The following is a 25,300-nucleotide window of genomic DNA, read 5'->3' on the forward strand; positions in this document are numbered from 1 at the left end:
TATATGGTAATTAAAAAATCTTTTTTATTCCTTCATCTTACCAATTTATTAATTTTGCAGCCGAATATATTTCAGTGTTGTAGCAAATATGTTGGGTTTTTGTTTACCAACCAATCAATCAATATTGCTTTGTTGGCAACCTCCTGAAGCATTCCTCATTTAAAATAAAAATTAGGCATGGCAGACATTTTTGAAAGATTAGTAAAACATTATGGCCCTCTTGGCCAGCATCGGGAAAGAGCACATGGTTATTTTGCATTTCCTAAATTAGATGGAGAAATAAGCAATAGAATGCAATTTCGTGGTAAAGAAATGATTGTTTGGAGCCTGAATAATTACTTAGGTTTAGCCAATCATCCTGAAATCAGAAAAACCGATGCTGAAGCTGCCAAACAATTTGGATTGGCTGCACCAATGGGCGCAAGAATGATGAGTGGTAACAGCAATTACCATGAACAGTTAGAGCAAGAATTAGCAGCGTTTGAACAGAAAGAAGATGCCATTCTGATGAATTATGGTTATCAGGGTATTATGAGTGCAATTGATGCGCTTTGCAGCAGGCATGATGTAATTGTGTATGATGCAGAAAGCCATGCCTGTATTATAGATGGTTTGCGTTTACATACCGGCCACCGTTATGTTTACAAACACAATGATATTGAAGATTTAGTGAAGCAATTGGTGAGGGCTACTGCTTTAATTGAAAAGCAAAATGCCGGCGGTATTTTAGTAATTACAGAAGGTGTATTTGGAATGGCCGGCGATCAGGGAAAATTAAAAGAAATTGCTGCACTTAAAAAACAATTTGAGTTTAGATTGCTGGTAGATGATGCCCACGGTTTTGGTACCTTGGGTAAAACCGGTGCTGGAGCAGGTGAAGAACAGGGTTGTCAGGATGCAATTGATTTATATTTTTCAACTTTTGCCAAATCAATGGCTTCTATTGGTGCTTTTATGGCAGGGCCTAAAGCAATTATAGATTATATCCGCTATAATATCCGTTCTCAAATTTTTGCCAAAAGTGTACCAATGCCTATTGTAATTGGTAATTTGAAGCGTTTGGAAATGTTAAGAAATATGCCTGAAATGAAGGCAAAATTGTGGAGTAATGCCATTCAATTGCAAAAGGGATTAAAAGAAAGAGGTTTTGATATTGGGAATACCGATTCAGTAGTTACTCCCGTTTACATGAAAGGTGGGGTAGAAGAGGCAACTGCAATGGTAATGGACTTACGTGAAAACTATCATATTTTCTGTTCTATTGTGGTGTATCCTGTTATTCCCAAAGGACACATCATTTACAGGTTAATACCTACTGCTGCGCATACCGATGCAGATATTCAGGAAACTTTACAAGCATTTAGCGAAACCAAGGCTAAGTTAGATGCAGGTGTTTATAAAGTTGATGCTATTCCAGATATGGCAGAAGTGCATTAAGTTTTCCAATAGCTTAAAAAATAAAAGCTGCTGTTTCTCAAATTAGTGACAGCAGCTTTTTTATGGGTAAATGAACACTTAATAATGCATTAATCTAAATTATAATGATTTCAACAGCATATTGGCACCACGCACATAATCATCATTTTTGGCTTCGGTGGCCAATTGCATGCATTTTTCAGCATCAGCTTTAGCACTGGCTTTATCGCCAATGGCTTTTTCAACTTTTGCTTTTAATAAAAACATATAATAGGCTTTAGGATTATTTTCAGTTGCTTTGGTAACGTTGGTTAAAGCTTTATTGTAATCTTTGGCTATATCGTAATAAAAATTAGCTGCTGCAAAATAGAGATTGGGGTTAACATTATCTGCTTGCAGCGCCTGCTCAAACTGTGCATTCAGCCGGCTTACAATATGCGTAATAATGGGCACTTTTACTGCCACATTACCCCACATTAAATGCAGCTCACAACTTTCGGGTTGTATGTTGGTAAATTGCATGGTAAAAGTTTCCATCGTTTCTTTCATGTTTTCTGCAGGAACTGTAAACCGGAATATATCATCGGCCTGCGCATAATCCGTTCCCCAATTCTTTGAGTCTTTATTGATGATAATGGTCCATTTTTTTTTACCCGGGATGGTAAAAATGGCGTAGGTACCTGAATCCAATTTGTTACCGGCCAAATCAATTTCGTCGGTTACTTTTAATTTGGTTGAAGCATTGGCACCTGTACGCCAAACTTTTCCCAATGGTGCTAATTCACTGTTTTCTTTAAAAACATTTCTACCTCTTAAATTGGGTCTTGAGTACGTTAATTCTAATCTGCCCATACCAAAATCCTGGATAATGGTTTCTGTAGGGCTTGCTGCGGGTACTTTTATTTGGCTAAAACCAAATTGTACAGTCAGTAAAGCAAGGACTGCAAACAATGTTTTTTTCATATAATAGTGTTTAATGTGCTGCAAACCTATTAAACGTTTGTTGAATATACCAGCTTTTGTTGTTAATTTTTAAAGGCAGGATGAAAAGCCTGTAAAGTGGTTCTTAAAAAATTACGATCTAAGTGGGTATATATTTCTGTTGTGGTAATGCTTTCATGCCCCAGCATTTCCTGAATGGCCCTTAAATCGGCTCCTCCTTCAATTAAATGTGTGGCAAAAGAATGGCGGAAAGTATGGGGTGAAATATTTTTTTGAATTCCTGCTTTTAAAACCAGACCTTTTATAATATAAAAAATCATGATTCTACTTAGGCTCTTGCCTCTTCTGTTTAAAAATAAAATATCTTCAAAACCTTTTTGGATGGGAAGGTGTTTGCGGATGGTTTCCATATATAATTGAATGTACCGTAAAGCAGGTGCACCAATGGGCACAAGGCGTTCTTTATTGCCTTTTCCGGTAACACGTATAAATTCAACATCAAAATAAATATGGCTGATGGTTAAATTAATTACTTCACTTACCCTTAATCCGCAACTATACATGGTTTCTATTATAGCTTTATTGCGGGTACCCTCTGGTGTACTTAAGTCAATTTGAGCAATAATGCTTTCAATTTCTTCAAAGCTGAGTACATCAGGTAAACTTCTTTTTGTTTTAGGTGCCTCTAAAAGTGTGGAAGGATCTGTAATTACAATTTGTTCAGTTAAGCAGTATTTATAAAATTGTTTAATGCCTGAAATAATTCTGGCCTGCGATGTGGCCAGCATTCCTAAATTGCCAATCCATTCCAAAAAATGTTGCAGGTCATTTAATTGAATGTCGGCCGGGGTTTTAGGTGTTGATTGTAATTGAATGTATTGAGTTAATTTATCAACATCACGCAAATACGCCTCAACCGAATGTTCACTTAATGAGCGCTCTAATTGTAAATAGGTTTTAAATCCTTTTTTATATGCTTCCCACATAACATTTCATTGTTGCATCATTGCAGGTTACAACCCATAAAAATACAATATTTTTAGCTGTTTAGTATTTGATATCATTTTTAGAAGATGAAGCAGTAAAGTGGCGATAGTAGTGCTTTTTTAAGCAGGGTCAATTCTATCAATCTTGTAATATTTATTTCAGTAATTGCTCAATCCACAATATTTTTACCGTTAATACTTTCTAAAACAATTTATTTCACATTTATGCAACCTGTTAATCTCCGTTCATTTAAACAAAAAGTTCGTTATCATAAATCTGCTTTTAAAAAATATTTAGGTAAAATAGAAAAAAAGGCACCCACATCTTTAAATAAATTGGTGGTAATGTTAGATACAGCTGTGTGGAATGAAATTGATTGCCTTAGCTGTGCCAATTGTTGTAAAACAATGACACCTACTTTTACAACTGCCGACATGAAGCGAATTGCTGCTTATTTAAATATAAGTGTTGCAGAAATGAAAGATTATTGGTTGCATTTTGATAAAAAAGACAAAGACTGGGTGAATAACAAACAACCCTGCCAGTTTTTAAATTTAAAAGATAATAAGTGCAGTATATATTCTGTACGCCCACAAAGTTGTGCCGGTTTCCCGCATTTGGCCAAAAAGCCGGTAGTACAATATATTCACGTACATCAACAAAATGTTGCTTATTGTCCGGCTACTTATAAAATGGTTGAAAAAATGATGGAGCAGTTGCCCTCCTGATGTTTGCTTGTTTAAGACTTATCGTTCCTTTTTAAAATTTAAAGAAAGTGAATCTATTGCTTAAATTTAAGAAAAATTGCCCCAAAGTTTAAATGTAAAAAAAGTGATACTTTCAATTGAACTTAAAAAAACACATCTTCTATCCAATAAATTTCAATCACCTGCTGTTGCTGAAGGGTAATGGCAATTACATCGAACTGAAGCTGTTCCCATTGTGGATGTTGTTCCATAAATGCCGAGGCAGCCTTTTTCAGAGCATCCATTTTTGGTTGCTGAATACTATCTTCCGGAAACCCAAAAGGCGATTGTTGCCTGGTTTTTACCTCTATAAAGTGAATGGTATTATTTTTTAAAGCAATGATATCTACTTCCCAATATTTATACCTCCAGTTTTGATACAATAACTGAAAACCATTTTCAAGAATATACCTGATTGCTAAATTTTCTCCAAGATTTCCTATTTCTTTTTGATGGCTCATGTGAATAAAATTATTTTTATAAACAGATGGAAAGCATAGATTAGCATTTGATGAAACAGCGTTAATTGAAAAATATTTTAGGATGCAAAAGTGTAAAATCGGCTTCTGCTTCTTTCAAAGAAAAAAACGAACAAATGCAAGATAATATTTATAAATTAAAAGGTAAAATTCAGCATTATGCCTGGGGCGGCTATACATATATTTCGAAACTGCTCGGAATTGAAAATACCAATGGTGAACCCTATGCCGAATATTGGCTGGGTGCACATCCCAGTGCCGCTGCAGAAATTATTTTGGATGATGGAGCATCGGTTAGTTTGTTACAATTCATACAACAGGATCCAAACAGAGTGTTAACCCCGGCCATTCAGGCTAAATTTGGCGAGTTACCCTATTTATTGAAAGTTTTGGATGTAAGAGAAATGCTTTCCATTCAGGTGCATCCTACAAAAGAAAATGCCATCAAAGGATTTGAGTCAGAAGAACAGGCAGGCATTCCCATTCATGCGCCGCATCGGAATTATAAAGACAAAAACCACAAGCCTGAAGTGATGGTTGCACTCAGCGAAACATTTTGGTTGTTGCATGGCTTTAAAAGTGCTGCAGCAATTGAGTCTGTTTTGGCCAATACATTTGAGTTAAGCGTTTTATTGCCCCTGTTTAAAAAGCAGGGCTACAAAGCATTGTATCAGTTAGTGATGGAAATGGAACAAAAATATATTAATAATAAATTAAATACATTGATTCGAAAAGAGCTGCATAAAAAAGCAGAAGGCCTTCTTACCAAAAACGATCCGGGTTGGTGGGTAGCTAAGTTATATGAAGGAAAAGAAGCAATTGAAAATATTGACCGTGGCATTTTTTCTATTTACTTTTTTAATATCGTACAATTAAAAAAAGGGGAGGGAATATTCCAAAAAGCTGGTATTCCACATGCTTATTTAGAGGGGCAAAATGTAGAACTAATGGCCAATAGCGATAATGTTTTGCGGGCGGGTTTAACACCTAAACATATAGATGTGCCGGAATTATTGAAACATACCATTTTTCAACCCGTTATACCGGAAATTTTAACTGGAAAGCAAATTGAAAGAAACGTACTTGAATTCAATTATCCATGCCCGGTGCCTGATTTTGGCATTCATAAAATAGAATGGGAAGGAGCCAATCAATACACAGCTTATGCAGCCTCTCCCGAAATTATTATTGCGGTAGAAGGTGGTTTTATTATCAGCAGCACCAATGGAAAAAATAAAGTAATTAAACAGGGCGAAGCCTGTTTCATAATTCCCAATACAGAATATTCTATATCCAGTAGTGGCAGGGTATTGTTGTTTAAAGCATTTGTTCCTATTTAAGAGTATCAATTTTATAGTTAAAAAGCGTATAAAACCTTCAAATTGCTTATTTTTGTTTTTATTGAATGGGCAAAATTATCAACTGTGTGTATGCTGGAGCTGATTGCCTGTTTTTTATGCTATTTTATATGAACCTTTAAATCAGCAATATGCAATTTTCAAAAAAGAATATGATTTATGCAGGAATTGTTTTACTGTTAACAGTTTTCTGCAAAATTATTTTTGCCAATAGTATACAATGGAGTGGTTTTTCGCCGATTATGGCGGTTGCCCTTGTATCTGGTATGATGGTGCATCAAAAGCATTTCACTTTTATTTTTCCATTATTCGCTTTATTGGGCAGTGATATCATGATTCAGCTTTTGTATGTAACCGGACAGTTTCCTTTTCCAGGTTTTTATAGTTATCAATTGCTAAATTATTTGTTTTTAAGTGTATTAGTACTAGCAGGGTGGCTATTAAAAGGTAAAAATTATACAACCTTGGTGTTTGGGGCATTAGCCGGTCCTACAGTTTACTTTTTGCTTTCTAATTTTACGGTTTGGGCTACACACGGCGGATATAACCACCCAATGAACGCTTCCGGTTTATGGCTTTGTATGGTAGATGGGTTGCCTTTTTATAAAAATTCATTAATGGCTACATTATTATTTGTACCAATGCTATTAATAATTTATCATGCTTTATTAAGAAAAAAACTGGCTATTAAGATGCAATAATAGTTGAAGTAAATACCACAACATCTGCACATTATATCATTAAGAAACCGGCTTCTAAAATGGGAAGCCGGTTTCTTAATAATGATTTCGTTCCTGTTATATAAATTGTTGTAATTGTTGAATCACTTCATCAATCTCTTCTTTTGAGTTGTGCCGGCTAAAAGAAAACCGAACGGCGACTTTATTTGGATTATTATTAAATACCCTGATAACATGGCTTCCCTGATCGGCACCGCTGGTGCAGGCGCTGCCACCGCTGGCACAGATGTGATGAATATCTAAATTAAATAACAGCATCTCACTTTTTTCAGTTTTCGGAAAGCTTACATTTAAAACGGTGTACAGACTTTCATCAGAAGTATCACCATTAAAACTGATGCCCTTGATATGCTGTTGTAGCTGCTGCATCATATACTGCTTTAGCCCTCTGATGTATTTACTTTGGGTTGGATAATTTTCCGTAGCAATTTCCAATGCTTTTGCAAACCCTACAATACCATACACATTTTCAGTTCCTGCACGCATATTTCTTTCTTGTGCACCACCTTGTATAAAGGGGTTTATTTTTATATTTTCATTAATGTAAAGTAAACCAACCCCTTTGGGCCCATGAAATTTATGAGCCGCGCCGGTAATAAAATGAACGGGTAATTCTCTTAAATTAAATGGAAAATGACCAACGGTTTGCACGGTATCACTATGAAATATTGCATTGTATTTTTTGCAAATATTTCCTATCCATGCAATATTGGTGATATTTCCAATTTCATTGTTGGCATGCATCAGCGTAACTAAACATTTTTCGGTTGAACTGGTTAAAATTTGCTCTAAGTGCTGCAAATCAACATGGCCGTTTTCCAGAATATTTACATAACTCAGTTTTATTTTATGTTGATGGTGTAATTTTTCAACAGTATGCAAAGTAGCATGGTGTTCAATAGGCGATGTAATAATATGTGTACATCCTAAATCGTATACTGCGGCATTAATAGCAGTGTTGCTGCTTTCAGTACCTCCGCTTGTAAAAAATATTTCTGCAGGATGGGCATTTAAAATTTTTGCTACCAATTTTCGGGCATTTTCTATTGCCATGCGTGTTTCTCTGCCATAGCTATATATTGAAGAGGGATTTCCAAAATGTTCAGTTAAATAAGGCATCATTGCCGCTAAAACCTCGGGATCGATAGGGGTAGTGGCTGCATTATCGAAATAAATTCTTTTACTCATCGGGTAATCGTTATTCAGTTAAACAGTAAAGGTATATACTGTACAGTTTCTTACAAAAAAACCTCTTATCACAGTGTTAATAAGAGCTTTTACAAGCATTTGAAGTTGTATTACATTACTTCACGGATGTCCTGCATCATTCTTTTGGCAATATTATCGGCAGTAGTTTCAAAGTTGCTTTCCGCATAAATACGAATAATGGGTTCTGTATTGCTGGTTCTAAGGTGCACCCAGTCATTTTCAAATTCGATTTTTAAACCATCTTCTGTATTGATGGAATATTTTTTATATTTCTTTGTAATCTGCTCAAATATTTTTTTAATATCAAATCCTTGTTCAAGCTCAATTTTATTTTTACTGATAAAATAGTTGGGATAAATATTGCGTAGTTGTTTTACACTTTTCTTTTCTTTAGCCAAATAAGTTAAAAATAAAGCAATGCCAATTAAAGCATCGCGGCCATAATGCAAATCGGGCACTATTACGCCGCCATTGCCTTCACCCCCAATTACGGCATTTACTGCTTTCATTTTTGTAACTACATTTACCTCGCCAACAGCAGAAGGGTAGTACATGCCACCATGTTTTAATGTAACATCTTTCAATGCTTTGGTGCTCGACATGTTGCTAACGGTATTGCCTTTCCTGTTCTTTAATACATAATCTGCAATGGCTACCAATGTATATTCTTCGCCAAATAAACTGCCATCTTCACATACAAATGAAAGCCTGTCTACATCAGGATCTACTGCTATACCAATATCAGCCTTGTGTTTGTTTATTGCATTACATAATTCCTGCAAATGTTGTGGTAATGGCTCGGGATTATGTGCAAATTTTCCATTTACTGTTTCATTCAATATAATAATGTCGGTCTCTTTAATACCCAAAGCCTGTAATAAAGCAGGTACTGCAATAGCACCGGTGCTGTTAATGGCATCAACCACTACTTTAAATTTTCTCTTCTTAATCGAAGCCACATCTACCAACGGATAATCTATAATTGCTTGTATATGCTGTGCTATAAAGTTTGTATGAATGGTTTTATTACCTAATTTATCTACCTGTGCAAATACAAATTCATTTTTTTCTGCAATGGATAAAACAATAGCGCCATCACTTGCCGAAATAAATTCACCTTGATGATTGAATAGTTTTAAAGCATTCCACTCTTTGGGATTGTGGCTGGCACTGATGATCATTCCACCGGCTGCGTTTTCAAACTGAATCGCCATTTCAATGGTAGGGGTAGTGCTTAAACCTGCATCTACAACATCTATACCCAATGCCATGAGTGTAGCCATAGCCAATTCCTGAACCATTGCACCGCTAATTCTTCCATCGCGGCCAATTACTACTTTTTTATTTGAATGATTTTGTTGCAATAGCCATGTACCAAATGCTGCAGTATATTTTACAACATCTAAAGGGCTAAGATTATCTTCCGATTTGCCACCGATGGTGCCACGAATGCCTGAAATACTTTTGATTAATGCCATATTTTATTCGCTTATTTTCTCTGCAGGGGGAATGCAAATTTAAGTAATTGATTCATATTTTTTTCATTAATTTAATTATAGTGGCCTTATTGTTTACAAACATTTGTTTTACATCATTACCAACTTTCTATTTGTAATTTTGCAACTTCACTAATAGCAATTAGTGGATGCCTTTAAGAAATTGGTATAAAGACTGGTTTAATTCACCATATTATCATTTATTATATCAAAACAGAAATGAAGATGAGGCCAATGAATGGATTATTCATTTGCTGCAGTATTTAAAACCGGCTATTTCATCTACTATTTTAGATGTTGCCTGCGGAAAAGGGCGTCATAGTAAAATATTTGCCGAAAAAGGATTTGATGTAACCGGCATTGATTTGGCACCAGAAAATATAGTAGAAGCTAAGCAATTTGAAAATGACAGGTTACATTTTTTTGTGCATGATATGCGACTGCCCTTTTATGTAAATTATTTTGATTTTGCATTTAATTTTTTTACCAGTTTTGGTTTTTTTAGAACGTTGAGAGAACATAATAATGCTATCCGTACCATTGCTCAATGCCTAAAACCGAATGGTGTTTTTTTTTTTAGATTATATGAATGTTCAGTATGTAGAAAGTTATTTAAAAAAAACAGAGCAAATTGAAATCAATCATCTCGTTTTTTATATTACACGTTGGTAGGGTCCGGAACATTTTTATAAACAAATTCAGGTAGCTGAAAAAGGCAATACTACCTTAAAGCATTTATTTACCGAAAAAGTTGCAAAGTTTACATTGGTTGATTTTACTGAAATAATGGCCTACCAACATTTGCAAATTTAGGAAGTTTTTGGGAATTATGCACTGGAGCCATTTCACCTGAAGCAATTGCCCAGTATAATTATCATTGCAAAAAAAATCAGTAACCCAAGCATTACAGCATAATGCTTGCCATTTTTACGCAAATAAAATGGAGCAATACAGTAATATTTGTGTTTTATTTTGATATTTCTGTAACTATTTAACTGTATTTTGCAACCAAATGATTTATTTGTAATGGTGGATTAAGGCAGCAGGTATGTTGAAAAAAAATGTTGTATTATTTGTAATAGGTTTATGCATATTTACTTATATATTGGGAATGTTTTTAATTCCGCTAATGGATATTGATGCGGCGCAGTATGCATCCATTTCCAGAGAAATGTTTGTCCGCAAAAGCTATCTGCAAGTATATGATTTAGGCCACGATTATTTAGATAAACCACCCATGCTTTTCTGGCTATCCGGATTAAGTATGTATATTTTCGGTGTTCATGATTGGGCTTATCGCTTGCCATCTGTTTTATTTTCTATTGTAGCTATTTATGCTACTTACCGGTTGGCATTGCTTTATTATAAGAAAGAAACAGCCATGCTGAGTGCTATGGTGCTGGCAGCCAGTCAGGCACTCTTCCTCATGAATCATGATGTAAGAGCCGATACCATGTTAATGGGTTGGGTTATTTTCAGTATCTGGCAATTGGCAGAATGGTATACAAACAAAAAGTATATTCATTTTGTGTTGGGCTTTATAGCTATTGCTGGTGGTATGCTTACAAAAGGGCCTATAGCATTATTTGTACCGGTTTTTGCATTTCTGCCCCATTTTATTTTACGTAGGGAATGGAAGCAGTTCTATCGTTGGGAATACATTCCGGGCCTGCTAATAATAGCAATACTATTATTGCCAATGAGTATAGGATTGTACCAACAGTTTGATATGCATCCCGGTAAAATGGTAGGCGGAAATTATATCACATCAGGATTGAGGTTTTATTACTGGACGCAAAGTTTTGGCCGTTATACCGGCGAGAATGCCAACCGAGAAATGAATCAGTTTACCTTTTTACTGCAAAATATGTTGTGGAGCTTTTCGCCATGGATTATTTTTTTTCTGGTTGGATTGTTTTTAGAAATAAAAACAGTTATAAAGCAAAAAGGTAAACTTACTGAACAGCAGGAGTGGATTACCACCGGAGGCTTCATTATTACCTATTGCGTGTTAGCCAGAAGCCAGGCACAATTGCCACACTATATTTTTGTAGCATTCCCTTTCGCAGCAATTGTAACTGCAAAGTTTTTATATGCTTTGTTTTTTGAACATAAATGGAGGCATTTACGGCGAATCCTGGTTTTATTACACCTTCTTATTTTTACTGTGCTTTGGCTGGCATTAATTGTATTAATGGCATTTCCTTTTTCAGATATACCCAAATTTGTAGCAACATTATCTGCATTATGTTTATTATTAATGTACTCGCTTTTTTATTCTAAAAAATTACATTTTCACCGGTTACCTGTTATTGCATTCTTTACCATTATCGGCATCAATGTGTTTTTAAATACTGCATTCTATCCTGCTTTATTGCAATACCAAATGGGCAATACTGCAGCCGGGTTTATCAACGCCAAACATATTGACAAGTCGAAGGTGATTGTTGCAGGCATACATCCTGGCTATCCATTTTATTTTTATGGACAATATATTTTTCCTGACACCACCATAAATGGATTAAAAGAAGGCGAAGTTGCTGTAACCAATGCTGATAGTGTTGCTATAATTGAAAAGAAATTTCCCTATGCCAAAGTGTTGCACCGGGGCGATAATTTTCATGTAACACAATTGAGTTTTGACTTTCTTAATCCGGAAACCAGGCCGGAAGAATTGCAGCACTATGCCATTGTGGATTTAATACCACCCCTCAAAAAAACGGTTAAAAAGTAAAGCTTACAGCGTTTTGCGGGTTATCTAACTTGTAACTTTTATCTTCACCATTGCAGTTTACATGAAAAATATTTACTTGTGTTGGCTGGTAATCATACAATAGCGTTGATGTTATATCCATTTTTTTGATGGATGGAATATTTTCTATCTCAAAGTAACTCCACACACTTTCTTTTTGAATTTCGTACCCAACATATTTTAAATGAACAGATGCGTTATTGATTTTAACATTCATTTTCTGCGTAATGTATTGTTGAATCATATTATTTACTTCTGCTTTATTTGCAGGATGCGTAAGGTCTACATTTTTATTAAAATGTTTTTTTAAAACCTGTTCCAGATCATCTGTAAAAATTCTAATACTTACTTCCACCATTTTTTCTTTTGCATTGTGATGCAAATCAATAACCGAAACATAAAACGGGTGCATGGCGGTAATGCAGGTAATCCATATCCATTTATACAGTAAAGCAACCATTTATCTTAATTTTTTGGTGATTACAAATGTCGGTATTATATTGAACGCCATGAGCGATTTTAATTTGTATTTTACATTAGGGCGTGAACATATTGCCAATATCACTGCATTAGATCATATTCTGTTTATTGCAGCTTTATGCACCCGATATCAATTTGCAGATTGGAAAAAAATTTTAATTTTAGTAACCGCATTTACCATTGGCCATTCTATTACCCTTGCTTTAAGTGTTTTGAATGTAGTGCATTTTTCAGCACGATGGATTGAGTTTTTAATTCCTGTTACCATTTTAATTACAGCCATTAGTAATTTTTTTGTGAAAAAATTTGTGTTCAAAGCAAAGTTTCCGGTTATTTATTTTTTTGCATTATTTTTTGGATTAATTCATGGGTTGGGTTTTAGTAATTATTTAAAGAGTTTATTGGGGAAAGATCAAAACATTATTTGGCAATTATTTGCCTTTAACTGTGGCTTAGAGGTTGGGCAACTTATTATTGTACTCATTATTTTGGTAATTGCTTTTATAATGGTGCAAATTTTTAGCGTTAACCGAAGAGATTATTTGCTGTTTTTGTCGGCAGTCATTATTGCCTTATCTTTAGAAATGTGTTTACAACGAATGCCTTTTCATTTTTAAAAAATAACATAAATGCTATGAGAAAGTGGCTACTATTACTGGTATTACTGCCTGGTTGGCGTGTTTTGCCAGCACAAAATATTCAAAACAATCCGGGTTCCAACCATGGAAACAAATTTGAACAATTGGGCACCATTTTACCAACACCCAATGAGTACAGAACGGCCAGTGGCGCCCCGGGGCCTAAATACTGGCAACAACGCTGCGATTATGATATAAAATGCTCATTAGATGAGAAAAAATTGATGTTAACCGGAACGGAAAATATTTCCTATTACAACAATTCACCCGACGCGCTTACCTATTTGTGGATTCAGTTAGATGAAAATGAACACAATAATTTGCACAATGCCAATTATCAGGATGCCAGCTATCTGAATAACCGCATGACAAATGCCATGATTAACAGATTAGAAACATCGAAAGAAGATAATGGTTATGGCGATAAAATTCATGCAGTCATCAATCTGGCAACAGGAAAGGCATTGCCTTACACCATCAATAAAACCATGATGCGCATTGATTTGCCTCACCCCTTAAAACCAGGCCAGCAATTTAATTTTAAAATAAACTGGAGTTATAAAATTTCCGACAGAATGCAAATGGGAGGCCGTGGTGGTTATGAATACTTTCCTGAAGATGGAAATTATTTATTTACTATTACGCAATGGTATCCCCGTTTGTGTGTGTACAGCGATTTTCAAGGATGGCAAAACCATCAGTTTACCGGCAGAGGCGAGTTTGCATTAACTTTTGGAAATTTTAAAGTACAAATGACAGTGCCTGCCGATCATATTGTAATGGCAACCGGCACCTGCCAAAACTATAATCAGGTTTTGTCGTCCAATCAATTAGCACGTTGGAACAAAGCACAAACTGCCAAAGAACCGATTGAAATAGTAACCTTAGATGAGGCAAAAAAGGCTGAAACAGGGAAAATATCTGCAACCAAAACCTGGATATTTTCAGCCGATAATGTACGCGATTTTGCATGGACATCATCCCGAAAATTTATTTGGGATGCTATGCCTGCTTATATAGATGGTAAAAAAATTATGTGTATGAGCGCTTACGGTAAAGAAGCATATGGATTATACCGAAAATTTTCAACCAGGGTAGTGGCACATACCATTAAAACGTATTCAAAATTTTCTATACCATATCCCTATCCTGTGGCACAAAGTATCGAAGCCAGCAATGGCATGGAATATCCTATGATTTGTTTTAATTATGGAAGAACCGAAAAAGATGGCACTTACAGCGAAGCCGTTAAGAATGGCATGTTAGGTGTGATAATTCATGAAGTGGGGCATAATTTCTTCCCAATGATTGTAAATAGTGATGAACGCCAATGGACATGGATGGATGAAGGCCTGAACAGTTTTGTTGAATACCTCACCGAAGAATTGTATGACAATAAATTTCCATCCCGTAAAGGAGCCGCCTGGACAATAACCGATTACATGCGCTTGCCTAAAGATCAGTTAGAACCTATTATGACCAATAGTGAAAATATTGTTCAGTTTGGCCCTAATGCATATACCAAACCGGCTACCGGATTAAATATATTACGCGAAACTATTATGGGGCATGAGTTGTTTGATTTTGCATTCCGGGAATATGCACGCCGGTGGGCATTCAAACATCCAACACCTGCCGATTTATTTAGGACAATGGAAGATGCAAGCGGTGAAGATTTAGACTGGTTTTGGAGAGGTTGGTTTTACAGTACCGATCCCTGCGATATTGCCATTGATTCAGTAAAACATGCTGTAGTCGATGCTGCTTCAATAGGTGCCATGCCGCAGCGAAATGGCGTTCGTACAATGCCATTAGCCAAACCTGCAGTTCCTCAGTTTGATGATATTTCTAAAATAAGGAACAGGGAAAATAATTCCATTACTTTTCTTACCGATGCAGATACCTCTCTCCGCGATTTTTACTGGAAATATGACCGCGGTATCATTCCGTACGATTCAACGATTCATGTAACACTTCCTGCAAGCGGTACTGCAGAAAAGTTTACGCAGGATGAATTAAAGCCTTATCTGGGTAAACACTTGTATGAAATAACTTTTAAAAATAAAGGCGGGTTGGTAATGCCCATCATTCTTCAATTCACATTTGAAGATGGCACCACAGCTGTTGAAAGAATACCTGCACAAATTTGGCGAAAAAATGAAAATGAGGTAACCAAAGTATTTGTTACCAATCAGGCAGTAAAATCAATGCAATTAGACCCATTACGCGAAACTGCAGATATTGATGAAAGTAATAATTCGTGGCCAAAAGTAAGTGCGCCTACTAAATTTGAATTATTTAAAGCAGGTTTAATCAATAGAAGGAACCCTGTTACACCACCTAATCCAATGCAGGAAATTAAAGTATCTTCCAAAAATTGATTTCATAATAAATTAAAACAAAAAATCGAAGTACTGTCAATACTTCGGTTTTTTATTGCAATAAAAAACCCCGGAAATATTTACCAGGGCTTATTTTTGGTTGGGTTACTAGGATTCGAACCTAGACAGACAGAACCAAAATCTGTAGTGCTACCGTTACACCATAACCCAATCCTATCACCAATTTTTACATTGGGGTGCAAAAATAGGGGAGCCTTTGGTTTGTTCCAAAAAATTTTATCACAATAAAAGGGAATTTTCTGGTTACAACTTCAATAAGGCTTCAATCTTTCAAATAATCAGTTTGTTTTGCGGGTGATTTTATAATAATCGTTCTTTCTATTACCGCTGCATCGTAATCAATTAAAATGGTAACAACAACTTCATCATTTTGCTGGGGGAGTGCAGTGCCATTTTCTGAAACTGCAAATGTTGAAATGATAGCCGGATTGATACCAATTCGCATTAAATATTTTTTAATATTATTGGCTCTTTTAACAGCAAGGTTTGTATTTTTTTCTTTAGAAAGTGCATTACCATAAATTCTAATTCTGGTTAAAGTAATACTTGAATCGCCGGGCGGTACATCATTTAAAATTAATTTTGCAGCAGGTGTTAAATCGGGTTTATTGAATTGAAAATATACCCTGGCACTGGTGGTATCTGGTTCAACAGCTTTTGCCAAAAGTCCTGAAAAAATGATACCCAGTAAGAAAAGTGTTTTTTTTAACATGTATCAATTTTAGTGTTGAATATAAAAGAAACACTAAGTTCCTCTATTTATTTTGTATGGAATAGATTTTATGGTTAAAAAATGATCTCACATCTTTTTTATTTCCGTTGCAACAGGTTATCTTTAATTCATCCCTGATGGGTATCCAAATGGAAAGTAAACTAATTTTATTGGCATTATTTGTAATTGTAATGTTGCTTATGTCGTACACAGTTTCAAAAAAAACAAAAACAATTCTATTTTTCGGCGATTCAATTACCGAATTTGGCACGTTGCCTGGTGGTTATTTGCAGTTGTTAAATGAAAAAATAGTACAAAATGGCTTATCTCAGCTAACTTGTTTGGGGGCAGGTATTAGTGGCAATAAAATTTACGATTTATACCTTCGGTTAGAAGATGATGTTTTGAATAAAAATCCTGCTTTGGTAGTTATTTTAATTGGCGTAAATGATGTATGGCATAAAGTATCGCACGGAACAGGTACCGATGCCAATAAGTTTGAAAAATTCTACAAAGCCATTTTAAATAAACTTCAGGCGTCCAATATTCCTGTGGTTTTATGCACCATTATATCCATTGGCGAAAAATTACAAGGTCAAAACCGGCAAGATGATGATATTGATGTATACAATGGTATTATCAGAAATCTTTCCACCACTTACCAGGTACCACTTTGTGATTTGCGAAAAGCGGCATTTGATTGTATTGCAGCACAAAATCATACCAATGCCGACAGGGGGTTTTAACCAAAGATGGGGTTCATTTAAATGAAACCGGCAATAGGATGGTAGCAGAAAATATTTGGCAAACCATTGCTCAAATTCCCGGTTTTTTATAAAACAAAAAGACAGTTTGTTTGAAAGTAAACTGTCTTTTTTAAATAATTTAGATGAATACAAAATTGAGTAAGCCTACTCAAATCCTAATCATTTACAACTGCTAAATAGTAATTTTTTTTTCCTTTTTGAATGAGGAGGTATTTGTTTTGCAAAAGGTCTTGTTTTGTAATCTGCACATAATCGGTTTCAATTTTCTTTTTATTGATGCGGATACCACCATTCTGCCACATTTTTCTGGCTTCGCTTTTACTGGGAAAAATACTGGTTTCAGTTAAAAAGTTTAATAAATCATAACCGTTTTCAATTTGTGATTTTGAAATGGTGATGGTAGGCACACCTTCCAAAGCCTGTATTAGTTGCTTTTCACTTAAGCTGGCCAGTATATCAGCAGTTTCATTATTAAATAATATTTCAGACGCCTGCACTGCAAAATCATAATCTGCTTTGCTATGCACAAAAATGGTTAATGATTCGGCTAATTTTTTTTGTAAAATCCTTTCATTCGGCGCTTTGTTATGTGCTTCCAATAAGCTTTCAATGGTTTCTTTTGGTAGCAGCGTAAATATTTTAATCCATTTTTTTGCATCTTCATCACTGGCATTCATCCAAAATTGATAAAATTGATAGGGAGAAGTTTTTTGTGCATCTAACCAAACATTGCCTTTTTCAGTTTTACCAAACTTACCGCCATCTGCTTTGGTTATCAGCGGGCAGGTAAATGCAAAGGCTTCGCCGCCTGCTTTTTTTCTGATAATTTCAGTTCCGGTTACAATATTACCCCACTGATCGCTGCCACCCATTTGCAGTTTGCAGTTTTTGTGTGTATAAAGCCAGTAAAAATCATAGCCCTGTACCAACTGATAGGTAAATTCGGTAAAACTCATTCCATTTTCATTTTCTATCCGTTTTTTTACACTATCCTTGGCCAACATATAGTTTACGGTAATATACTTTCCTACATCTCTGATAAAATGCAGAAAACTCATGTCTTTAAACCAGTCGTAATTATTCACCATTTCGGCGGCATTGGGCTTTGTGGTATCAAAGTCTAAAAATTTTTCTAACTGTTTTTTTACGCATTGCACATTGTGCTGTAAAACATCTTCACTCAGCAAATTTCTTTCTTCACTTTTTCCGCTCGGATCGCCCACCATGCCTGTTGCACCGCCTACTAAAGCAAAGGGTTTATGCCCTGCTTTTTGCAAATGAACCAATAATAAAATAGGCACCAGACTGCCAATATGTAAACTATCTGCAGTAGGATCAAAACCAATATAGGCCGAGGTCATTTCCTTATTCAATTGTTCAATGGTTCCGGGCATTATATCCTGAATTAATCCACGCCATTGCAATTCTTCCATTAGATTCATACAAAATTCAATTTGCGCAAAAGTAATTACTTTGATGTTCGGAATAAATGTAATTGTTGCGTTATGTTTGCAAATGAATCAGCTGATGCTGTTCAATAATTCAGGAAGATGCCACAGTGGGAAGTTCTATCATAAAAATAATAACAATATGCAAATAGTAGGTTTTGGTACCCGGGTGCTTAATTTTCTGGTAGATTTAATTTTTGTGTTTTCTATCGCATATTTATTGAATAAAGTATGGGATTGGTATGTTGTTTTTTATGAATACACGCCTTATAGTTTTGGTGAAATATTTGGATTGGTAGTGTTCGTATATTATTTTTTGTTTGAATGGATCTTTGCACGTACACCGGGAAAATGGTTTTCACGAAGTAAGGTGGTAACCCAATCGGGAGGTAAACCCGGTATATGGCCTGTATTTGTGCGCAGTATTATCCGGTTAACTATCATAGATGCTTTTTTTATTCCTTTTTTAGAAATGCCATTGCATGATTATTTAAGTAAAACCAGGGTAGTAGAAGCTTAATTTTTTGGAAAGACATGACTGTATTTTTTTAAACTAAAAAATCACCAACTATTTTGAGCGCATTACCTTAAAGTAAAGATTTTGTAAAAATTTTATAAGATGTTTTTGGAAAAGGAAAATGATTTAAGATAATTTTTTTAGCGTTTCCATTCTTAAGATGTATTTTCCAATTACATCGAATTCAAGATTCACTTCAGTGTTGATGGTTACAGTTGACATGTTGGTATGTTCATATGTATAAGGAATAATGGCTACTTTAAAACTGTTTTCCGTAACATTAAAACAGGTTAAACTAATGCCGTTTACACAAATAGAGCCTTTTTCAATCACCAATGTTGCATGTGCCGAAGGAAACTGAAAAGAATACTCCCAACTTCCGTTTAAGTTTTGAACTGCTGTACAAGTGGCAGTACAATCTACATGGCCCTGCACCAAATGCCCGTCTATACGTCCGTTCATAACCATACAGCGTTCAATATTCACCATATCGCCCGGTTGTAAATGGTTTAAATTGGTTTTTTGTAATGTTTCTTCAATAGCGGTAACCCGATGCAAATTATCCTTAACAGCCTCAATAGTAAGGCAAACACCATTGTGCGATACACTTTGGTCGGTTTTTAAAGCATTGCTAAGTGGCGATGAGATCCAAAATATGGTATTTGTACCACTTTTTTCAATCTTTTCAACATAGCCGGTACATTCAATAATTCCTGTAAACATGCCTGCAATTTAAATGGAAAAGACACAAAAATGATTTTGATATTTGGAATTTTACCGGAACCTATTATCTTTGCAACCCATTCATTCAAAAAAGGAGATATTTTATTATGCTTATTATCGATTCAAAAGATTGCGAAAACATTGACAAGGCGCTGAAAAAGTATAAGAAAAAGTTTGAAAAAAGCAAAACACTGCTTAAATTAAGAGAGCGTCAAACTTTTACAAAGCCCTCTGTTAAACGCAGAGAAACTGTGTTAAAAGCAATCTACAAGCAGAAAATTGCCAGTGGAAAAATAGAAGCATAAAATGCTTTTATACCCAAAATATATTTAGTAGCCTGAGATAGTTAATTTTAGGCTACTTTTTTATGTCTATAATTGAAACATATCCTGAATTACAACAATTTATTGAATATCTCAGTTTTGAGAAGCGATATTCAAAATATACCGTTGCAGCTTATCAAAAGGATTTGGAGCAATTTCTTCATTTTCAAATCAATCAGTTTAATTCTCCGGCTATCAACGATATTCAGCCCACATTTATTAAAAGTTGGCTTGCATTTTTAAAAGAACAGGGACTTGAGTCCAAGAGCATCAATCGAAAAATTTCTACTTTAAAATCTTTTTTCAAGCATCTTCAAAAATTGGGATTGTTGCGGCAACCGCCCATGGCAACCATTATTTCTCCAAAAGCCAAAAAAAGGCTGCCTGCATTTGTAGATGAATCCAAAATGGAATTATTGTTACAAACAGCTATTGATACCACCAATTGGGATGAAAAAACAAATTTTCTGGTTTTACAGTTATTTTATTTTACCGGCATTCGTTTAAGTGAGTTAATACATTTAAAAGAAATGCAAATTGATGCTGCCAACCAACAAATAAAAGTAATAGGGAAGGGGAACAAAGAACGAATCATACCCATTCATGATACCTTATTGACTCAGTTAAAAGGGTATCTGAAGGAAAAGCATCATCAGTTTGGAACTATTGAATCCTGTGTATTTGTGAATAAAAAAAATAAACCATTGCAACCTAGAGAGGTGTATCAAAACATTAAAAATTTATTGGGTACAGTAACAACCATGCAAAAGAAGAGTCCGCATGTGCTACGCCATACTTTTGCAACCCATCTCTTAAACAATGGTGCAGATTTAAATGCCGTAAAAGAACTATTGGGGCACAGCAGTTTAGCCGCAACACAGGTGTATACCCACACCACCATCGAAAAGCTAAAAGATATTCACAAAAAAGCTCATCCTAAAGCCTGAAATTTTATGGCACCAGCAATAGGAAAATTTTTTAAGAAAAACAATGACGAATTAGCTTTATTTTATAAAATGAAAGCAGTAGATTTATCATGAAATGATGATGTATAAAAACACATCATTTAAAACAGTTCTTTACATTATTTTTTCACCATTAAACGTGTGTTGCTATGAACATCAACATTCAAACTGTGCATTTTGAAGCAGATTTTAAACTGTTAGATTATGTAACTAAAAAAACGGAAAAATTAAACACTTTTCATGATCAGGTTTTAAAAGTAGATGTCTTTCTTAAATTGGATAATGTAGTTCATAAAATTAAAGACAAGATTGTTGAAATCCGCGTTCATGTTCCCAAACACAATTTTTTTGTAAAAGCCTCTTCAAAATCATTCGAAGAGTCTTTTGATATGGCGTTTGATTCCATGATCAATCAAATTAAACGAAAAAAAGAAAAGCTAACCATTGCTTAACAATTTTACCGGCCCTCTGCAAAGAGGGCTTTTTTTTGCTATTGTGGCATTCGATTTTTAAATTAATTGCTCAGTAATAGCAGTACTTTTGCAGAAATGTTGAAAACTGATTAAAAATTTTTGTAGAAGAATTTTGTTGAAATAAGTTTTCCATTACCTTTGCCATCCCGAAAAAAACGGTAGTTCTTTGTGTAAGCCGAAGTAGCTCAGTTGGTAGAGCAGCTGATTTGTAATCAGCAGGTCGTGGGTTCGACTCCCTTCTTCGGCTCAAAAAATGTATTGGGCAGGTTCCAGAGCGGCCAAATGGGGCGGACTGTAAATCCGCTGTCTTTCGACTTCAGTGGTTCGAATCCACTCCTGCCCACAATTATTCTTTTTTTTTGGAAGAATAAAATAGTTCTTTAAAACGAAAAAGTATCGGCTCAGTGGCTGTTACAATTTCAAGCGGGAGTAGCTCATTTGGTAGAGCGATAGCCTTCCAAGCTATAGGTGGCGAGTTCGAGCCTCGTCTCCCGCTCTTTGCCTGAAATAACGGAAATAAAAAAAATAGGTTCATGACTTTTTGAATTGGAATGAATACTATTAATAAGTGAAACCGATTTTTTTTATCAGGCCGTTGTAGCTCAGGGGTAGAGCACTTCCTTGGTAAGGAAGAGGTCGTGAGTTCAATTCTCATCAACGGCTCCATTTATAATGGAAAAGAATGTGCAGTTGGAAATAGTGTTACTAATTTGAATAACAGGATTTGAAAAATCCAGAAAATAAAAACTAAAACAAGGCAGAGGCCTTAAATTTTTAAACACAACTAAAAACAAATAAAATGGCAAAAGAAAGCTTCTTGAGGGATAAACCCCACGTTAACGTTGGAACAATTGGTCACGTGGATCATGGTAAAACCACCTTGACTGCGGCCATAACTACAATCTTATCTAAAAAAGGAATGGGTAATGTGGCTAGGAAATATGATGAGATTGATGGTGCACCTGAAGAAAAAGAGCGTGGTATTACCATTAATACCGCACACGTGGAATATCAAACTGCTAACCGTCACTATGCACACGTTGACTGTCCTGGTCACGCTGACTATGTTAAAAACATGATTACAGGTGCTGCACAGATGGATGGTGCTATTCTGGTGGTTGCTGCGACCGATGGTCCAATGCCTCAAACCAAAGAGCACATTCTTTTGGCCCGTCAGGTAGGTGTACCACGTATTGTAGTATTCATGAACAAAGTTGACTTAGTTGACGATCCTGAATTATTAGAATTAGTAGAAATGGAAATCCGTGAGTTATTAAGCTCATATGGTTTTGATGGTGATAATACTCCTATTATTCAGGGTTCTGCAACCGGCGCCTTGGCTGAAGATCCAAAATGGGTTGGTAAAATTGATGAATTAATGGATGCTGTTGATAGTTATATTCCATTACCTCCCCGCCCAATTGATCAACCATTCCTGATGAGTGTGGAAGATGTATTCTCTATCACAGGTCGTGGTACAGTAGCTACCGGTCGTATTGAACGTGGTGTGATCAAAGTTGGTGAATCAGTTGAAATTGTTGGTTTAATGGAAGCGCCCCTTTCCTCAACTGTAACTGGTGTGGAAATGTTTAAGAAATTATTAGATGAAGGTCAGGCTGGTGATAATGCTGGTTTATTATTACGTGGTATTGAAAAGAAAGATATTCGTCGTGGTATGGTAATTTGCAAACCAAAAAGCATTACCCCACATACAGAATTTAAAGGTGAGGTTTACGTATTAAGCAAAGAAGAAGGTGGCCGTCATACTCCATTCTTCAACAAATACCGTCCTCAGTTCTATTTTCGCACTACCGATGTAACCGGTGAAGTTTCCTTACCTGAAGGAACAGAAATGGTAATGCCTGGTGATAATATTAACTTAACTGTAAAATTAATCCAACCCATCGCAATGGAAAAAGGTTTGAAATTTGCGATTAGAGAAGGTGGTAGAACAGTAGGAGCAGGACAGGTTACTGAAATTTTGAAATAGGCTCTTTATTTTAATAAATTCTTTGTTGTAATTCGCTTATATTTGCAACAGACAAATTTCTTAAAGGCTGTCCCGACAACATCGGGATAGCTTTTAAGTTTATACGGGTATCGTACAACGGTTAGTATAGAGGTCTCCAAAACCTTCGATCTGGGTTCGAATCCTAGTACCCGTGCTATTGTTGGTTTTATTTTAACCGGGGTTTACACATGCCTTGTGCAACGAACTGATTATTAGTAGTGCTGCAACAAATGTGTGTTTGCCATCATAACATCAAAAATAAAATGAATAAAGTTACTACCTATTTTAAAGACAGCTACCGCGAGTTAGTTGAAAAAGTAACCTGGCCAACTTGGCAAGAGTTGCAACAAAGCACCGTAATTGTTTTGGTAGCCACCATCATTATTACAGGTATTGTATGGTTAATGGATTTTAGCTCCAACCAGGTACTAAAATTAATTTATTCATTGTTCAAGTAATTTTTATTCCATGGAGATTTCTTCAGAAGTAATAGATGCCATTACTACACCACAACCAGAAACCAAATGGTATGTGTTACGGGTAGTGAGTGGAAAAGAGCGAAAAGTAAAAGAATATCTGGATAAAGATATTCAGCGCAGTGGTTGGGTTGATATTATTAAACAGGTTTTTTTACCAATGGAAAAAGTGTACAAAGTGCAGAATGGTAAAAAAATAATGCGGGAAAAAAACTATTTTCCAGGTTATGTAATGATAGAAGTAGCGGATGGTAAATTAAACGATGAAATTGTTCAGCACATTAGCAATATTAGCAATGTAATGCATTTTCTTACTGATGGCAAGGGTTCTAAAGGCAATATCATTTCACTTCGTAAAAGTGAAGTAAATAAAATGCTTGGAAAAGTGGATGAAATGAATGATCAGGGTATCAGCATCAGCGAGCCTTTTATTGTTGGTGAAACCATTAAAATTATTGAAGGGCCATTTAACGATTTTAATGGTATTATTGAAGAAGTGAATGACGAGAAGAAAAAACTAAAAGTTACCGTTAAAATTTTCGGAAGATCAACTCCTGTAGAGTTAAATTATATGCAGGTTGAAAAAATAAGCTAATGGGGTAATCCAGAAAATATTTTCTAAAAAATCTCCCAATAAGGAGATTTTTTAGTTGGAAGGTTAAATGAATCAAAAATTCTATTACCTTTGCCGTCCCAAAATAGTTCTTATTCGTAATGATGGAGCTTGGGAGTTTTGTTTAAAACAAAACGTTATTACCAATCAAATCGTAAAATTATGGCAAAAGAAATCTCCGGCTTTGTAAAGCTGCAGGTAAAAGGTGGTCAGGCCAACCCCGCACCACCTGTAGGTCCTGCCCTTGGTTCCAAGGGAATTAATATTATGGAGTTCTGCAAACAATTCAATGCAAGAACTCAGGATAAAATGGGAAAAGTTGTTCCCGTTTTAATTACAGTGTATTCCGACAAGTCTTTCGACTTTGTCATTAAAACCGCACCGGCTGCCGTTCAATTAATGGAAGCAGCAAAAATTCAAAAAGGCAGTAAAGAACCCAACCGTGCTAAGGTTGGAAAAGTAACATGGGAACAAATTGAAGGCATTGCAAAAGATAAAATGCCCGATATGAACTGTTTTACTTTAGAAAGCGCCATGAAAATGGTTGCAGGTACTGCACGTAGTTTAGGACTTAATATTGAGGGGGATGCTCCCTGGAAAAACTAATTATTCACCTTAAATAACTTT

General features: G+C 35.4%; 26 protein-coding genes and 6 tRNA genes. 22 read left to right on the plus strand and 10 right to left on the minus strand.

The genetic code is table 11. The features are described 5' to 3' along the window. Positions 1–177: 177 nt before the first annotated feature. The gene (locus tag AC3QLY_RS09630; RefSeq protein WP_074418173.1) at positions 178–1,437 is read left to right on the plus strand and encodes an aminotransferase class I/II-fold pyridoxal phosphate-dependent enzyme; all 1,260 of its coding nucleotides are present in this window, start codon (positions 178–180) and stop codon (positions 1,435–1,437) included. Between the two features lie 99 nt (positions 1,438–1,536). Here the strand turns inward: AC3QLY_RS09630 and AC3QLY_RS09635 are convergent, their stop codons facing one another. Further along, positions 1,537–2,379 (minus strand): DUF2911 domain-containing protein, encoded by an 843-nt coding sequence (locus tag AC3QLY_RS09635; protein WP_074420157.1) that lies wholly within the window; start codon positions 2,377–2,379, stop codon positions 1,537–1,539. A 62-nt stretch (positions 2,380–2,441) separates the two neighbouring features. Further along, positions 2,442–3,344 (minus strand): site-specific tyrosine recombinase XerD, encoded by a 903-nt coding sequence (xerD, locus tag AC3QLY_RS09640; RefSeq protein ID WP_492989700.1) that lies wholly within the window; start codon positions 3,342–3,344, stop codon positions 2,442–2,444. A 225-nt stretch (positions 3,345–3,569) separates the two neighbouring features. Here xerD and AC3QLY_RS09645 point away from each other — a divergent pair, with 225 nt between their 5' ends. Next, positions 3,570–4,073 carry a YkgJ family cysteine cluster protein gene (locus AC3QLY_RS09645; RefSeq protein WP_074420158.1) on the plus strand — a complete coding sequence of 168 codons (504 nt, stop codon included), beginning with the start codon at positions 3,570–3,572 and terminating at the stop codon, positions 4,071–4,073. Between the two features lie 122 nt (positions 4,074–4,195). Here the strand turns inward: AC3QLY_RS09645 and AC3QLY_RS09650 are convergent, their stop codons facing one another. Beyond that, positions 4,196–4,552: a YraN family protein gene (locus AC3QLY_RS09650; protein ID WP_068246866.1), complete on the minus strand. Its 357-nt coding sequence runs from the start codon at positions 4,550–4,552 to the stop codon at positions 4,196–4,198. A 134-nt stretch (positions 4,553–4,686) separates the two neighbouring features. On the opposite strand from AC3QLY_RS09650, the gene manA reads away from it, so the two are divergent. Then, a complete protein-coding gene (gene manA / locus AC3QLY_RS09655) occupies positions 4,687–5,910 on the plus strand; it encodes a mannose-6-phosphate isomerase, class I (RefSeq protein WP_492989701.1) in 1,224 nt (407 codons plus the stop codon). 149 nt (positions 5,911–6,059) lie between these two features. Next, positions 6,060–6,629, plus strand: coding sequence for a DUF6580 family putative transport protein (locus tag AC3QLY_RS09660; protein WP_074420159.1), 570 nt, complete (start codon positions 6,060–6,062; stop codon positions 6,627–6,629). Positions 6,630–6,725: 96 nt separating this feature from the next. On the opposite strand, the gene AC3QLY_RS09665 is transcribed toward AC3QLY_RS09660, so the two are convergent. Together AC3QLY_RS09665 and glmM are read right to left on the minus strand one after the other, a co-directional pair. Then, entirely contained in the window at positions 6,726–7,856 is a 1,131-nt protein-coding gene (locus AC3QLY_RS09665) for a cysteine desulfurase family protein (protein ID WP_492989702.1), read from the minus strand. Between the two features lie 110 nt (positions 7,857–7,966). Then, a complete protein-coding gene (gene glmM / locus AC3QLY_RS09670) occupies positions 7,967–9,355 on the minus strand; it encodes a phosphoglucosamine mutase (protein ID WP_288095827.1) in 1,389 nt (462 codons plus the stop codon). Positions 9,356–9,522: 167 nt separating this feature from the next. Here glmM and AC3QLY_RS09675 point away from each other — a divergent pair, with 167 nt between their 5' ends. Both AC3QLY_RS09675 and AC3QLY_RS09680 read left to right on the plus strand, forming a co-directional pair. Further along, entirely contained in the window at positions 9,523–10,008 is a 486-nt protein-coding gene (locus tag AC3QLY_RS09675) for a class I SAM-dependent methyltransferase (protein WP_492989703.1), read from the plus strand. 413 nt (positions 10,009–10,421) lie between these two features. Further along, a complete protein-coding gene (locus tag AC3QLY_RS09680; RefSeq protein ID WP_074420162.1) occupies positions 10,422–12,107 on the plus strand; it encodes an ArnT family glycosyltransferase in 1,686 nt (561 codons plus the stop codon). Here AC3QLY_RS09680 and AC3QLY_RS09685 read toward each other — a convergent pair. Further along, entirely contained in the window at positions 12,097–12,585 is a 489-nt protein-coding gene (locus tag AC3QLY_RS09685; protein WP_074420163.1) for a DUF6702 family protein, read from the minus strand. The genes AC3QLY_RS09680 and AC3QLY_RS09685 overlap by 11 nt on opposite strands. 49 nt (positions 12,586–12,634) lie before the next feature. Here AC3QLY_RS09685 and AC3QLY_RS09690 point away from each other — a divergent pair, with 49 nt between their 5' ends. Both AC3QLY_RS09690 and AC3QLY_RS09695 read left to right on the plus strand, forming a co-directional pair. Then, positions 12,635–13,222, plus strand: coding sequence for a HupE/UreJ family protein (locus AC3QLY_RS09690; RefSeq protein ID WP_074420164.1), 588 nt, complete (start codon positions 12,635–12,637; stop codon positions 13,220–13,222). Between the two features lie 17 nt (positions 13,223–13,239). Beyond that, the gene (locus tag AC3QLY_RS09695; RefSeq protein ID WP_074420176.1) at positions 13,240–15,624 is read left to right on the plus strand and encodes a M1 family metallopeptidase; all 2,385 of its coding nucleotides are present in this window, start codon (positions 13,240–13,242) and stop codon (positions 15,622–15,624) included. 97 nt (positions 15,625–15,721) lie between these two features. Here AC3QLY_RS09695 and AC3QLY_RS09700 read toward each other — a convergent pair. Both AC3QLY_RS09700 and AC3QLY_RS09705 read right to left on the minus strand, forming a co-directional pair. Continuing rightward, positions 15,722–15,795: transfer RNA gene (locus AC3QLY_RS09700), tRNA-Gln, on the minus strand. A 112-nt stretch (positions 15,796–15,907) separates the two neighbouring features. Then, positions 15,908–16,357 carry an OmpA family protein gene (locus tag AC3QLY_RS09705; protein WP_074420165.1) on the minus strand — a complete coding sequence of 150 codons (450 nt, stop codon included), beginning with the start codon at positions 16,355–16,357 and terminating at the stop codon, positions 15,908–15,910. Between the two features lie 149 nt (positions 16,358–16,506). Here AC3QLY_RS09705 and AC3QLY_RS09710 point away from each other — a divergent pair, with 149 nt between their 5' ends. Next, on the plus strand, positions 16,507–17,103 hold the full coding sequence (locus tag AC3QLY_RS09710) for an SGNH/GDSL hydrolase family protein (protein WP_492989704.1): 597 nt from the start codon (positions 16,507–16,509) through the stop codon (positions 17,101–17,103). 176 nt (positions 17,104–17,279) lie between these two features. On the opposite strand, the gene tyrS is transcribed toward AC3QLY_RS09710, so the two are convergent. After that, positions 17,280–18,566 carry a tyrosine--tRNA ligase gene (gene tyrS, locus AC3QLY_RS09715; RefSeq protein WP_074420166.1) on the minus strand — a complete coding sequence of 429 codons (1,287 nt, stop codon included), beginning with the start codon at positions 18,564–18,566 and terminating at the stop codon, positions 17,280–17,282. Positions 18,567–18,714: 148 nt separating this feature from the next. Between tyrS and AC3QLY_RS09720 the strand changes: the two genes are divergently transcribed. Then, positions 18,715–19,092, plus strand: coding sequence for an RDD family protein (locus AC3QLY_RS09720; RefSeq protein WP_179853754.1), 378 nt, complete (start codon positions 18,715–18,717; stop codon positions 19,090–19,092). Between the two features lie 123 nt (positions 19,093–19,215). On the opposite strand, the gene AC3QLY_RS09725 is transcribed toward AC3QLY_RS09720, so the two are convergent. Continuing rightward, positions 19,216–19,812: a riboflavin synthase gene (locus AC3QLY_RS09725; protein ID WP_074420168.1), complete on the minus strand. Its 597-nt coding sequence runs from the start codon at positions 19,810–19,812 to the stop codon at positions 19,216–19,218. Between the two features lie 107 nt (positions 19,813–19,919). Between AC3QLY_RS09725 and rpsU the strand changes: the two genes are divergently transcribed. From rpsU to rplK, 12 genes are all read left to right on the plus strand, one after another. Further along, positions 19,920–20,117, plus strand: coding sequence for a 30S ribosomal protein S21 (rpsU, locus tag AC3QLY_RS09730; protein ID WP_068246832.1), 198 nt, complete (start codon positions 19,920–19,922; stop codon positions 20,115–20,117). Positions 20,118–20,179: 62 nt separating this feature from the next. Then, positions 20,180–21,082 carry a tyrosine-type recombinase/integrase gene (locus tag AC3QLY_RS09735; protein WP_074420169.1) on the plus strand — a complete coding sequence of 301 codons (903 nt, stop codon included), beginning with the start codon at positions 20,180–20,182 and terminating at the stop codon, positions 21,080–21,082. A gap of 167 nt (positions 21,083–21,249) precedes the next feature. Next, the gene (locus tag AC3QLY_RS09740) at positions 21,250–21,552 is read left to right on the plus strand and encodes an HPF/RaiA family ribosome-associated protein (protein WP_074420170.1); all 303 of its coding nucleotides are present in this window, start codon (positions 21,250–21,252) and stop codon (positions 21,550–21,552) included. A gap of 195 nt (positions 21,553–21,747) precedes the next feature. Continuing rightward, a tRNA-Thr gene (locus AC3QLY_RS09745) sits at positions 21,748–21,820 on the plus strand. A 13-nt stretch (positions 21,821–21,833) separates the two neighbouring features. Continuing rightward, positions 21,834–21,916: transfer RNA gene (locus tag AC3QLY_RS09750), tRNA-Tyr, on the plus strand. A gap of 80 nt (positions 21,917–21,996) precedes the next feature. Continuing rightward, positions 21,997–22,069: transfer RNA gene (locus AC3QLY_RS09755), tRNA-Gly, on the plus strand. A gap of 95 nt (positions 22,070–22,164) precedes the next feature. Then, positions 22,165–22,239: transfer RNA gene (locus AC3QLY_RS09760), tRNA-Thr, on the plus strand. A gap of 133 nt (positions 22,240–22,372) precedes the next feature. Next, a complete protein-coding gene (gene tuf, locus AC3QLY_RS09765) occupies positions 22,373–23,563 on the plus strand; it encodes an elongation factor Tu (protein WP_074420171.1) in 1,191 nt (396 codons plus the stop codon). A 103-nt stretch (positions 23,564–23,666) separates the two neighbouring features. Beyond that, positions 23,667–23,738 (plus strand) — tRNA-Trp (locus AC3QLY_RS09770). Positions 23,739–23,847: 109 nt separating this feature from the next. Beyond that, the gene (gene secE / locus AC3QLY_RS09775; RefSeq protein ID WP_074420172.1) at positions 23,848–24,042 is read left to right on the plus strand and encodes a preprotein translocase subunit SecE; all 195 of its coding nucleotides are present in this window, start codon (positions 23,848–23,850) and stop codon (positions 24,040–24,042) included. Between the two features lie 10 nt (positions 24,043–24,052). After that, positions 24,053–24,655: a transcription termination/antitermination protein NusG gene (gene nusG, locus AC3QLY_RS09780; RefSeq protein WP_074420173.1), complete on the plus strand. Its 603-nt coding sequence runs from the start codon at positions 24,053–24,055 to the stop codon at positions 24,653–24,655. 180 nt (positions 24,656–24,835) lie between these two features. Next, complete coding sequence (gene rplK / locus AC3QLY_RS09785) at positions 24,836–25,279, plus strand: 50S ribosomal protein L11 (RefSeq protein ID WP_068247125.1); 444 nt, start codon at positions 24,836–24,838, stop codon at positions 25,277–25,279. Positions 25,280–25,300: the final 21 nt, after the last annotated feature.

Source organism: Hydrotalea sp. GW822-HT8A01, from assembly GCF_058798575.1.